This is a genomic window from Streptomyces sp. NPDC003016, from assembly GCF_053591455.1.
Window position 1 is genome coordinate 1 of the sequence record NZ_JBSFTV010000031.1, and the last position, 11,722, is coordinate 11,722.

10 protein-coding genes are annotated in these 11,722 nt (G+C 73.2%); 6 read left to right on the forward strand and 4 right to left on the reverse strand.

Annotated features, from left to right (window positions below; genetic code table 11):
• Nucleotides 1–486 precede the first annotated feature (486 nt).
• The 4 genes from rlmN to ACWDZ4_RS24860 all read left to right on the forward strand — a co-directional run bounded on the left by rlmN (nucleotide 487) and on the right by ACWDZ4_RS24860 (nucleotide 5,672).
• Nucleotides 487–1,593: a 23S rRNA (adenine(2503)-C(2))-methyltransferase RlmN gene (gene rlmN / locus ACWDZ4_RS24845; protein ID WP_451510592.1), complete on the forward strand. Its 1,107-nt coding sequence runs from the start codon at nucleotides 487–489 to the stop codon at nucleotides 1,591–1,593.
• 217 nt (nucleotides 1,594–1,810) lie between these two features.
• Nucleotides 1,811–2,902: a thiamine ABC transporter substrate-binding protein gene (locus ACWDZ4_RS24850; protein WP_451510593.1), complete on the forward strand. Its 1,092-nt coding sequence runs from the start codon at nucleotides 1,811–1,813 to the stop codon at nucleotides 2,900–2,902.
• Between the two features lie 38 nt (nucleotides 2,903–2,940).
• A complete protein-coding gene (locus ACWDZ4_RS24855; protein ID WP_451510594.1) occupies nucleotides 2,941–4,560 on the forward strand; it encodes an ABC transporter permease in 1,620 nt (539 codons plus the stop codon).
• Nucleotides 4,560–5,672: an ABC transporter ATP-binding protein gene (locus tag ACWDZ4_RS24860; RefSeq protein ID WP_451510595.1), complete on the forward strand. Its 1,113-nt coding sequence runs from the start codon at nucleotides 4,560–4,562 to the stop codon at nucleotides 5,670–5,672. Before ACWDZ4_RS24855 ends, ACWDZ4_RS24860 begins: the two co-directional genes overlap by 1 nt.
• A gap of 59 nt (nucleotides 5,673–5,731) precedes the next feature.
• Here ACWDZ4_RS24860 and ACWDZ4_RS24865 read toward each other — a convergent pair whose 3' ends face one another.
• The 3 genes from ACWDZ4_RS24865 to ACWDZ4_RS24875 all read right to left on the reverse strand — a co-directional run bounded on the left by ACWDZ4_RS24865 (nucleotide 5,732) and on the right by ACWDZ4_RS24875 (nucleotide 8,089).
• Nucleotides 5,732–6,127, reverse strand: coding sequence for a pentapeptide repeat-containing protein (locus tag ACWDZ4_RS24865; RefSeq protein ID WP_451510596.1), 396 nt, complete (start codon nucleotides 6,125–6,127; stop codon nucleotides 5,732–5,734).
• Nucleotides 6,128–6,248: 121 nt separating this feature from the next.
• Complete coding sequence (locus tag ACWDZ4_RS24870; RefSeq protein WP_451510597.1) at nucleotides 6,249–6,914, reverse strand: response regulator; 666 nt, start codon at nucleotides 6,912–6,914, stop codon at nucleotides 6,249–6,251.
• Nucleotides 6,908–8,089 carry a sensor histidine kinase gene (locus ACWDZ4_RS24875; RefSeq protein ID WP_451510598.1) on the reverse strand — a complete coding sequence of 394 codons (1,182 nt, stop codon included), beginning with the start codon at nucleotides 8,087–8,089 and terminating at the stop codon, nucleotides 6,908–6,910. Before ACWDZ4_RS24875 ends, ACWDZ4_RS24870 begins: the two co-directional genes overlap by 7 nt.
• 142 nt (nucleotides 8,090–8,231) lie before the next feature.
• On the opposite strand from ACWDZ4_RS24875, the gene ACWDZ4_RS24880 reads away from it, so the two are divergent.
• Nucleotides 8,232–9,416, forward strand: coding sequence for a glycosyltransferase 87 family protein (locus ACWDZ4_RS24880; RefSeq protein WP_451510599.1), 1,185 nt, complete (start codon nucleotides 8,232–8,234; stop codon nucleotides 9,414–9,416).
• Nucleotides 9,413–10,537 (forward strand): glycosyltransferase family 4 protein, encoded by a 1,125-nt coding sequence (locus ACWDZ4_RS24885; RefSeq protein WP_451510600.1) that lies wholly within the window; start codon nucleotides 9,413–9,415, stop codon nucleotides 10,535–10,537. Before ACWDZ4_RS24880 ends, ACWDZ4_RS24885 begins: the two co-directional genes overlap by 4 nt.
• Here ACWDZ4_RS24885 and ACWDZ4_RS24890 read toward each other — a convergent pair.
• Nucleotides 10,523–11,650, reverse strand: a complete 1,128-nt coding sequence (locus tag ACWDZ4_RS24890) for an LOG family protein (protein WP_451510601.1) — start codon at nucleotides 11,648–11,650, stop codon at nucleotides 10,523–10,525. The two genes, ACWDZ4_RS24885 and ACWDZ4_RS24890, sit on opposite strands and share 15 nt — an antisense overlap.
• Between the last annotated feature and the right edge of the window lie 72 nt (nucleotides 11,651–11,722).

Genomic DNA, 11,722 nt, shown 5'->3' on the forward strand with positions numbered 1-11,722 from the left:
CTAGGAGAGCCGCCCGGCGGCCCGCAGCCGCCCACGGCGCGCACCGCCGTACCAGGGCAGGCGGCCAAGAAGACGCCCGCCCGAAGGGCGGTCCTTCTAGCTCTACGCCCTGCCGCGCGGTTCGGCCAGCCGCCCGGTGATAGCGACCATGGGAAGGGTCGCGAGATCCCTTGTAGAGCCGTTTTCGCTGGTCTGCGGTGAAGGACTGCTATCCGCTAACGGCCTGATCAAGGATGGTTTAGGTCGCTATCAGGGTTGCTATCGATAGCAACCCGGGGCGCTATCGTTAGCGACCCATGGCGGGCATCGAAGTAAGGGCCGCGCGCGAGCGGCGCCGCTAACGTTAGCGCCCACCAAGGCCCCATGGTCGGGCCGTCTGTGGGCCGTCCGAGGCTCGCCAATGATGACCAATGACCCCCATTGACGACCGCTGCGGATTCGTTGTCAGGCTGGTCACAGCGCAGCGTCTGCGACACTGGATGGACCATGCCTGTACCTGGAGAACTCACTTTCGTCGCGCCGCGCGGAGCCAAGAAGCCCCCGCTCCACCTCGCCGACCTCACGCCCGCCGAGCGCCGCGAGGCCGTGGCCGCGATCGGCGAGAAGCCGTTCCGCGCCAAGCAGCTGTCGCAGCACTACTTCGGGCGGTACGCGCACGACCCGGCCGAGTGGACCGACATCCCCGCCGGCTCGCGCGACAAGCTCCGGGCGGAGCTGCTGCCCGAGCTGATGACCGTGCTGCGCCACATCAGCTGCGACGACGACACCACGCGCAAGACCCTGTGGAAGATGCACGACGGGACGCTCGTCGAGTCCGTTCTGATGCGTTACCCGGACCGGGTCACCATGTGCATCTCGTCGCAGGCCGGGTGCGGCATGAACTGCCCGTTCTGCGCGACCGGACAGGCCGGACTCGACCGCAACCTGTCGACCGCCGAGATCGTGCACCAGATCGTGGACGGCATGCGCGCGCTGCGCGACGGCGAGGTCCCCGGCGGCCCCGCGCGGCTGTCCAACATCGTCTTCATGGGCATGGGCGAGCCGCTCGCCAACTACAAGAGGGTCGTCGGCGCGATCCGCCGTCTGACCGACCCGGAGCCGGACGGCCTCGGGCTGTCGCAGCGCGGCATCACCGTGTCGACCGTGGGCCTGGTGCCGGCGATGCTGCGCTTCGCCGACGAGGGCTTCAAGTGCCGCCTCGCCGTCTCGCTGCACGCGCCCGACGACGAGCTGCGCGACACCCTCGTGCCGGTCAACACGCGCTGGAAGGTCCGGGAGGTACTGGACGCGGCGTGGGAGTACGCCGAGAAGTCCGGCCGCCGCATCTCCATCGAGTACGCCCTGATCCGCGACATCAACGACCAGGCGTGGCGCGGCGACCTGCTGGGCCGCCTCCTCAAGGGCAAGCGGGTGCACGTCAACCTGATCCCGCTCAACCCGACCCCGGGCTCGAAGTGGACCGCCTCCCGCCCCGAGGACGAGAAGGCGTTCGTCGAGGCGATCGCGGCCCACGGCGTGCCCGTGACCGTACGGGACACCCGTGGCCAGGAGATCGACGGAGCGTGCGGACAGCTGGCGGCCACCGAGCGATAGGCCGCCGGGAAGGCCCGTGTACGGTGGGCCGCACATCTTCATATTCCGACAGGGGAGCGCCACAGCGCTGAGAGTGCGGCACGCCGCAGACCCTCTGAACCTTGCCCAGGTCATTCTGGGTAGGAAGTTCGGTCACTACTCGAGCTGTTGCGCCCTGCCCGTTTTCCGCGGGCAGGGCCGCGTCTCTTCCTGGATGTCCCATCCCAGGAGGAATTCAGTGCACACCACCAAGAAGCTCGCGGTCACCGCCGTGGCCGCGGCGCTCGCCGCCTCGACGCTCGCCGGGTGCGGGAGCAGGAACGATTCCGCGTCCGGTGACGGAGCGAAGTCCAAGACCGTGACGCTGGTCAGCCACGACTCGTTCAACGCCTCCGACGCCGTACTGAAGGCGTTCACCGAGGAGACCGGCTACACCGTCGAGATCCTCAAGAGCGGGGACGCGGGCGCCGCGCTCAACCAGGAGATCCTGACCAAGGGCTCCCCGCGCGGCGACGTCTTCTTCGGCGTCGACAACACGCTGCTCTCGCGGGCCCTGGACAACGGCATCTTCACGCCGTACGAGGCCGAGGGGATCGGCGAGGTGCCCGCCGAGCTCCAGCTCGACCGCGACAAGCACCGCGTCACGCCCGTCGACACCGGCGACATCTGCGTCAACTACGACAAGAAGTACTTCGCCGACAAGAAGCTCGCGCCGCCGAAGACCTTCGACGACCTGGTCGAGCCGGCGTACAAGAACCTCCTCGTCACCGAGAACGCCGCGACCTCCTCGCCCGGCCTCGGCTTCCTGCTCGGCACGGTCGGGGAGTACGGCGACGACGGCTGGCAGGACTACTGGAAGAAGCTCAAGGACAACGGCGTCAAGGTCGTGGACGGCTGGGAGCAGGCGTACAACGAGGAGTTCTCCGGTTCCGCCGGTGGCAGGAAGGCGAAGGCCGACCGGCCGCTCGTCGTCTCGTACGCCTCCAGCCCGCCCGTCGAGGTGCTGTACGCGGAGCCGCGGCCCGAGGAGGCGCCGACCGGTGTCGCGACCGGTACCTGCTTCCGGCAGACCGAGTTCGCGGGGCTGCTGACGGGGGCGAAGAACGAGGAGGGCGGCAAGGCGCTCATCGACTTCCTCATCGGGAAGAAGTTCCAGGAGGACATGCCGCTGAACATGTTCGTGAACCCGGTGGTCGAGGACGCGAAGCTGCCGGAGCTGTTCACGGAGCACGGCGTGGTCGTCGACAAGCCGCGGACCGTGGCCCCGGAGAAGATCGCCGACCACCGTGAGCAGTGGGTCAAGTCGTGGTCCTCGCTCGTCCTGAAGTAACCAGGAAGACGCGCGGGAGCGCGGTGCGGCTCGGTCTCATGGCCGCGCCCGTCGCGTTCTTCGCGGTCTTCTTCGCCTACCCCGTGACCGCGATCGTGGGGCGCGGGCTCCAGGTGGACGGCGTCTGGCGGCTCGGCCGGATCGGTGAGGTGCTCGCCGATCCGGCCGTCCTCGACGTGCTGTGGTTCACCACGTGGCAGGCGCTCGCCTCGACGGCGCTGACCCTGCTGATCGCGCTTCCGGCGGCGTACGTCTTCGCCCGGCTCGACTTTCCCGGCAAGCAGCTGCTGCGCGCCGTGGTCACCGTGCCCTTCGTGCTGCCGACGGTCGTCGTCGGAACCGCGTTCCTGGCACTGCTCGGGCGGGGCGGGCTGCTGGACGAGGTGTGGGGCGTACGGCTCGACACCAGCGTGTGGGCGATCCTGCTCGCGCACGTCTTCTTCAACTACGCGGTCGTCGTACGGACCGTGGGCGGCCTGTGGTCGCAGCTCGACCCGCGCCAGGAGGAGGCCGCGCGGGTCCTCGGGGCCGGGCGGTTCGCGGCCTGGCGGCGGGTGACGCTGCCGGCGCTCGTGCCCGCCGTCGCCGCCGCCGCGCTGATGGTCTTCCTCTTCACCTTCACCTCCTTCGGCGTCGTGCAGATCCTCGGCGGGCCCGCCTACTCCACCCTGGAGGTGGAGATATACCGGCAGACCGCGCAGCTCCTGGACCTGCCGACCGCCGCCGTGCTGACGCTGGTGCAGTTCGCGGCGGTGGGCGCGATCCTCGCCGTACACGCGTGGACCGTACGGCGCAGGGAGAGCGCCCTGAGGCTCGTCGACGCGGCGCGGACGTCGCGGCCGCCGCGCGGGGCCGGGCAGTGGACGCTGCTGGGCGGCGTGCTGGTGACGGTGGTGCTCCTGGTTCTGGTGCCGCTCGGGGTGCTCGTCGAGCGGTCGCTGGACGGGCCCGACGGGTACGGGCTCGGCTACTACCGCGCCCTTCAGTCGGCGGGTGCGAGCGGGGGCACCTTCCTCGTGCCGCCGCTTGAGGCGGTATGGAACTCGCTGGAGTACGCCCTGGTGGCGACCGCCGTCGCGCTGGTCGTGGGCGGGCTCGCGGCGGCGGCCCTGACCCGGCGCGCCGGGCGGCTCGTGCGCGGCTTCGACGCGCTGCTGATGCTGCCGCTGGGCGTGTCCGCCGTGACGGTGGGCTTCGGTTTCCTCATCACGCTCGACCGGCCGCCGCTGGATCTGCGGACGTCGTGGATCCTGGTGCCGCTGGCGCAGGCGCTGGTGGGTGTGCCCTTCGTCGTACGGACCATGCTGCCCGTCCTGCGGGCGGTCGACGGGCGGCTGCGCGAGGCGGCGGCCGTGCTCGGGGCCTCGCCGCTGCGGGCGTGGCGGGAGGTCGACCTGCCGATGGTGCGGCGGGCGCTGCTCGTCGCCGCCGGGTTCGCCTTCGCCGTGTCGCTGGGCGAGTTCGGGGCGACCGTCTTCATCGCGCGGCCCGACAACCCGACGCTGCCGGTGGCCGTGGCGCGGCTGCTCGGGCGGGCCGGGGACCTCAGCTACGGGCAGGCGATGGCCCTGAGCACGATTCTGATGGTGGTGTGCGCGGTGTCGCTGCTGGTCCTCGAACGCATGCGGCCCGACCGATCCGTATCCGGGGAGTTCTGATGCTGCGACTGGACGGGGCGACCGTGCGGTTCGGGAAGCGGGCGGCACTGGACGCCGTGGACCTGGAGGTCGCCGACCACGAGATCGTGTGTGTGCTCGGGCCGAGCGGCAGCGGGAAGTCCACGCTGCTGCGGGTCGTCGCGGGCCTTCAGCCGGCGGACGCGGGGCGGGTGCTGCTCGACGGGCGCGACCAGCGCGGGGTGCCGGTGCACCGGCGCGGGGTCGGCCTGATGTTCCAGGACCACCAGCTCTTCCCGCAGCGCGACGTCGGCGGCAATGTCGCCTTCGGGCTGCGGATGCGGGGGGAGGGGAAGGCGGAGCAGGCGTGGCGGGTCGCCGAGCTGCTGGAGCTGGTCGGCCTGCCGGGCGCCGGACACCGGGCGATCAGCACCCTGTCGGGCGGTGAACAGCAGCGGGTCGCGCTGGCGCGGGCGCTCGCGCCGCAGCCGAAGCTGCTGATGCTCGACGAGCCGCTGGGCCAGCTCGACCGGGGCCTGCGCGAGCGCCTCGTCGTCGAGCTGCGTCAGCTCTTCGGGCGGCTGGGCACGACCGTACTGGCCGTCACGCACGACCAGGGCGAGGCCTTCGCGCTCGCCGACCGGGTGGTGGTCATGCGCGACGGGCGGATCGCGCAGACCGGTACGCCGCTGGAGGTCTGGCAGCGGCCGGCCTCCGAGTTCGTCGCCCGCTTCCTCGGCTTCGACAACGTCGTCGCGGCGACGGTCGGTGGCGAGGCCGCCGACACGGTGTGGGGCAAGATTCCCGTCCCGGCCGGATCGGCGCAGGGCGAGGGCCGTCTGCTGGTCCGTCCGGCGGGCGTCAGGATGGTCCCGGCCGCGGACGGGCTGCCCTGCACGGTCACGGCGCGCACCTTCCGGGGCAACCACGTCGCCGTACTGCTGCGGCCCGCGGACGGGCCGGGGCTGGAGGCGGAGTGCGCGCTGCGGGAAGCGCCCGAGGAGGGGGCACGGGTGGGTGTCGCCTTCGCCGTGGAGGACGTCGTGGTGCTGGAGCCCCTCGCGTCAGGTGCGTCAGGTGACGCGTCAGGCGGCGGCGAGCCCCAGAGCGCCGGCGATCACGGTGGACCGATCGAGGCCGACCGTCGCGCCTGACAGCTCCACCGTCAGCGGATCCAGGGCCGACAGATCGCTGCCGCGCAGGTCCGCGCCGGTCAGCCGGAGCTGTGCGGCATCGCCCCGGACGGGTCCGTCCCGGTCATACCCGCCTTCTCCAGCCGCGCGGCCGTCGGGTCGGCCTCCCGCATCCGCACGCCGTCGAAGACGGCCCCGCGCAGGTCGGCGCCCGGCAGGCCGGCGAACGACCAGTTCCCGCCGGTCACCTGGAAGAGCGTGAACGTCGACTGCCGGAAGGGACTGCCGGCGAACTCGCAGGCGGTGAAGCGGGTGTCGAAGAACGTGCAGCGACGGAACGTGCAGTTCGTGAAGGCCGCGCCCGAGTGCCGCGAGACGTGGAACCGTACGCCGGGGAAGGTGCAGCGGTCGAAGGCCGCGCCCGTGTTCGCGACCTCGGTCCAGTCCGTGTCGAGGAAGGCCCAGCACTCGGGCACGCGCCCCGGCAGGCCGTGGCCGTACCGTCCTCGTCGTGGACGGCCCGGTCCGGGCCGGGGACCGGGGCCCCGGCGGAGACGGGGTCGATGTTCGCGCGTGCGGCTCTGGTGGTCACGCTCGTCAGGCGCTCGTTCCCGGGCGTACCAGACCCAGTTCGTAGGCCAGGATCACCGCCTGCGCGCGGTCCCTGAGCCCCATCTTCGTGAAGAGCCGGTTGATGTGGGTCTTCACGGTGTGGTCGGTGATCGTCAGCCGGTGGGCGATGTCGGCGTTCGACAGGCCCTGCGCGATCAGCACCAGCACCTCGGCCTCGCGGGCGGTCAGCTCCCCGACCGTGCGCACCGGCCGCGGGGCGGCCCGTCCGCTGATGAACTCCCCGATCAGCCGCTTGGTGATCTCGGGCGAGAGCAGCGCGTTCCCGGCCGCCACCACCCGCACGGCGTGCAGCAGTTCGGGGAAGGTCGCGTCCTTGAGCAGGAAGCCACCGGCTCCGGCGGCCAGCGCCTCGTACACGTACTCGTCCAGACCGAAGGTCGTCAGCATCAGCACCTTCGTCGCGCCGTCGGAGGCGGCGAGAATCTCACGGGCGGCCTCGATGCCGTTCTTGTGCGGCATGCGGATGTCGAGCAGGGCCAGGTCGGGGCGCGTCTCGGCGGCGACCCGGACCGCCTGCGCGCCGTCCTCGGCCTCGCCGACCACCTCGATGTCGTCCTGGGTGGCGAGCAGGCTCACGAACCCCGTCCGTACGACCGCCTGGTCGTCGGCCACCATCGCCCTGATCACCAAGGAAGCTCCCCCTCCACCAGAAAACCGCCGTCCGGGCCCGGGCCCGCGCTCAGTCCGCCGCCGACCAGGGCCGCCCGCTCGCGCATCCCGGTCAGCCCGTGGCCGGTCGTACGCGGTCCGGCGGGCCCCGGTCCGTCGTCGCCGATGCGCAGCGCCAGCCGGTCCGAGCCGTAATCGATCTCCACCACCGTACGGGCGCCCGGCGCGTGCTTGCGCGCGTTGGTCAGCGCCTCCTGCACGATGCGGTACGCCGACAGCTCCCAGGCGGCGGGCAGCGCGACCTGCTCGCCGGTGATCCTGAGCTCGGCCTCGCCGCCCACCGCCCGGTGCTGGTCGAGCAGTTCGGCGAGGTGGGCGAGGGTGGGCTGCGGGGCCGTGAGGGCCGTGGAGCCCTGCGGGGCGCGCAGCACGCCGAGCAGGCGGCGCAGCTCGGCCATCGAGGCGCGGGCGGTGGACGCGATCTGCTGGAAGCCGTCGCGGGCGCCGGGGGAGAGTCCCGGGACGGTGTACGTCGCGCTCTCCGCCTGCACCGCGATCATCGACACCGAGTGCGCGACGATGTCGTGCAACTCGCGGGCGATGGCGGCCCGTTCCGCCTCGGCGGCCTGCTGCCGCTCCATGGCGATCAACTGGGCCTGGGTCAGGGCGCGTTCGCAGCGGGTCTCCTCGCGGGCACGTACCGCGTCACCCATCGACACCGCCCCCAGGAGCACCACCGACAGCACGAACGCCTCGGCGAAGAGGCCCAGCGAACCGGGTCCCCCGAGGTCGGGGACCGGCAGCCCGTCCTGGCGCGACCAGCCGGCGATGTGCGCGAGGTTCACGGCGAGGGAGCCCAGGGCGCCGCCCGCGACGAGGATCGCCGGGTGGTGGACTCGGTGGCGCCCCAGCGTGTAGAAGCCCGCCAGTCCGCTGACGATGGTGCAGACGTAGAGGCTGGTGCCCGCGGCGAAGGCGACCAGGCCCGCGGCGACCGTGAGCACCGCGACGGGCGGGCACGAGCGCCGCCACATCAGCGAGGCGGCGGAGAGCAGCACCCCGGTCGCGATCGTCACGGAACCGGAGTAGGCGAACAGTTCCGCGACCGCGAGGGCCGTCAGCGCGCCACCGGTGATCCAGGGGTAGGCGGGGGCGGCGATCCAGGCGCGGAAGCGCTGCCGGGGGGACGGACTCATGCCCCCATTCTTCGTACGGGACCGACGGTGCGCGTCACCGCACGGGTGGAGCCGGGCGCCGGATGTCATGCCACGGGTTGACGGCAAGGATCGGATCGTCGTGTGACGCCGTGGAAGCGGGCGATTCCTAGCGTTGCACCGCATGAATGAGCTCCGTGTTCCGGTCTGCGCACCGGCCCGCGAGCGGTACGGATGGGCCGCCTGCGCGGCCGCCGCGCTCGCCCTCGCCGCGCTGTCCGGCCTCGCGCCCCACCGGGTGTGGGGCCTGACCGCGGCCCTCGGCTACGGCGTCGCCGCGCTCACCGCGTCCCGGGCCGCCTCCAGGACCCCTTCCAGGCCCGCGTCCCTGACCGCCTCCCGGGCGGTCGCCGTGGCCGGCGCGGTGCTGGCGCCGCTCGCCGTCCTCGCCTCCACCGGGCTCGCACAGCTCGAAGTCGCCGTCGTGGAGCGCTCGGGAGAGCTGCTGCTCGCGACCGGCAGCCCGTACGCCCCCGATCCCTCCGTCGTCGCCGACTTCAACCCGTACCTGCCGGGCATGGCGGTCTTCGGCCTGCTGCCCGGTGATCCCCGCTGGTGGACGGGCGCGGTGTTCGCCGGTGCACTGGCCGCCGCGAGCGCGGGCGCGGGCGCGGGCGCGGGCACGGGTACGGGTACGGGACGCGGTGGCGCTACGGCGTGGCTGGTCGCGTGCCCGGTCGTCGCCCTGCCCCTGTGCGTGGGCGGCACGGACCTGCCCGTCGTGGGGCTCATGTGCCTGGGGCTCGCGCTGGCCGGCCGGGGCGGGCCCTGGCAGGCGGGGCTGGTCCTCGGCGCGGCCGCCGCGCTCAAGTGGACGGCCTGGCCGGCCCTCGCGGTGGCTCTCGCCCTTCTCGCCGTACGGCACGGGGGACGGGCCGCGACGCGGTGCGCCGCGGTGGCCCTGGCGGCGGCCGCGGTGGCCGTCGCGCCGTTCGTGATCGCGGACCCCGGAGGTTTCCACGCGAACGTCGTCGCCTTCCCCCTCGGCCTCGGTGCGGCGGCCTCGCCGGCGGCCAGCCCGCTGCCCGGCCACCTCCTCGCCGCGTACGTCCCGGGCGGCACGGTGATCGCCCTGACGCTGCTGGCGGTGAGCGCCCTGCTGATCGCGGTCTCCCTCTGCGTACGGCCGCCCCGCACCGTCCTCGCCGCCGCGGACCGCCTCGCGCTCGGCCTCGGGCTCGCCATGTCCCTGATGCCCGCCACCCGCTTCGGCTACCTCGTCTACCCGCTGGTGCTCTGGGCGCTGCCCCGGTGCCCCCCGGGCGCCCGGCGCGTACCCGCCCCCGTTCCGCGAAAGGCCCTGACATGACCCGCACCCTCGTCGTCACCAACGACTTCCCGCCCCGGCAGGGCGGCATAGAGACCTTCGTGCACGCCATGACCAGCCGTTTCCCCGCCGACGAGGTGGTCGTCCACACCTCGTCGGAGCCGGGCTGGGCGGCCTATGACGCGACTCTCCCGTACCCCGTCGTCCGTGAACCGGTGCGGACGCTGCTGCCCACCCGCCGGACCGCCGTCCGGTCGGCCGAGATCGCCCGCCGGTACGGCTGCGACCGGGTGTGGTTCGGGGCGGCGGCGCCGCTGGGACTGATGGCGGAGCGGCTGCGCCGCGAGGCCGGGATACGGACCGCCGTCGCGACGACGCACGGTCACGAGGTGTGGTGGGCGCGCACGCCGGGCGCGCGGGCAGCGCTGCGGCGGATCGGGGCGCGGGTCGACACGGTGACGTACCTCGGGGCGAGCACCCGTACCCCCGTCGCGGCGGCCCTCGGGCCCGGCGTGCGGCTGGAACGGCTCGTTCCGGGGGTCGACACCGCCGTCTTCCGGCCCGGTCTCGACGCGGCGCCGGTACGGGAGAGGTACGGCCTCGCCGGCCGGCCGGTGATCCTGTGCGCCGCCAGGCTCGTCGCCCGCAAGGGACAGGACACGCTGATCAGAGCGCTGGGGAGGGTGCGGCGCGAAGTGCCCGGCGCCGTGCTGCTGCTCGTCGGCGACGGGCCGTACGAACGCCGGCTGCGCCGGCTGGCGGCCGAGCACGGGGTCACGGACGCCGTGGTCTTCGCGGGCGGCCACCCGCACGGGACCATGCCGTCCTTCTACGCCGCCGCCGACGTCTTCGCGATGCCGTGCCGCACGCGCAAGCGCGGGCTGGAGGTGGAGGGGCTCGGCATCGTCTTCCTGGAGGCGGCCGCCGCCGGACTGCCGGTGCTGGTGGGCGACTCGGGCGGCGCGCCGGACGCCGTACGGGACGGGGAGACGGGGTACGTCGTCGACGGGCGGTCGGGGACGGCCGTCGCGGAGCGGCTGGTGCGGATGCTCCACGACCCCCTCATCGCCCGGGCGATGGGCGAGAAGGGGCGGCACCGGGTGCGTACGGAGTGGAGCTGGGACCGGTCGTACGAGCGCCTCGCCGGCTTACTCGGCGGCTAGCCGGGCCAGCGCCGCCGGCGCCTCTTCGACGGTGTCGACCAGGGCGATGCGGGACTCCATCGGGCGGGCCTTCGCCAGGGACCGGAGCAGGGGCCAGGCGGGGAGCTTCTCGGTCCAGTGGGCGCGGTTCACCAGCACCATGGGGGTCGGTTCGCCGCGCGACTCGTAGTAGTTGGGGGTCGCGTTGTCGAAGACCTCCTGGACCGTGCCGGCCGCGCCGGGCAGGAAGACGACACCGGCGTTGCAGCGCGCGAGGAGGCCGTCCTCGCGGGTGGCGTTGGCGAAGTACTTGGCGATGTGGCCGGCGAAGGCGTTCGGGGGCTCGTGGCCGTAGAACCAGGTGGGGACGGCGATGGAGTCGCCGCCGGACGGCCAGCGGTCGCGGATCTCGAAGGCGGTGCGGGCCCAGTCGGTGACGGAGGGGGTGAAGGACGGGACCTTGGCGAGGAGCTGGAGGGCGTCGTCGAGTACGGCGTCGTCCCGGAGGGGGGCCAGGTACGCGCCGAGGTTCGCCGCCTCCATCGCGCCGGGGCCGCCGCCGGTGGCGACGGTCAGGCCGCTGCGGGCGAGGGTGCGGCCGAGGCGTGCGGCGCCGGCGTAGGCGGTGGTGCCGCGGGCCATGGCGTGGCCGCCCATGACGCCGACGACGCGGGCGCCGGCGAGGTGTTCGTCGAGGGCGTCCGAGACGGCGTCGTCGTGGAGGGAGCGGAGCATCGAGGCGAAAATGTCGCCGTCGGCCTTGGTGCGCTGGAACCAGGCGTACGCGAGGGCGTCGGGGGTGGCGTCGTACCCCTGCTCCAGGTGCTCGAAGAGGGTGTCGGCGGTGTAGAGCAGACCGCGGTACGGGTCGAAGGGCAGGTCCGGGACGGGCGGGAAGACGAGGGCGCCGTCCGCGCGGACCTTGGCGAGGCCGTCGGGATGCATGGGGCAGCCGAGGAACACGGCCCCGGACGTGGTGACGGCGAGGAGGTCGGGGGTACGGGCCGTCAGGTCGACGGCCTGGACGCGGTAGCCGCCGAGCGAGCCGCGCGCCACGACGGCGTCGAACTCGGCGAGGGTCTCGATCTCGTGGTCGTGGTCGTGGCGGGCGTCGGGGTCCGTGAGGTGAGGCACGCGACGATGCTAGGCGGTGGGCGGTGCGGCGTGTCGCCGGGGGGAGCGGGGCCGGGGACGGGCCCGGCCCCG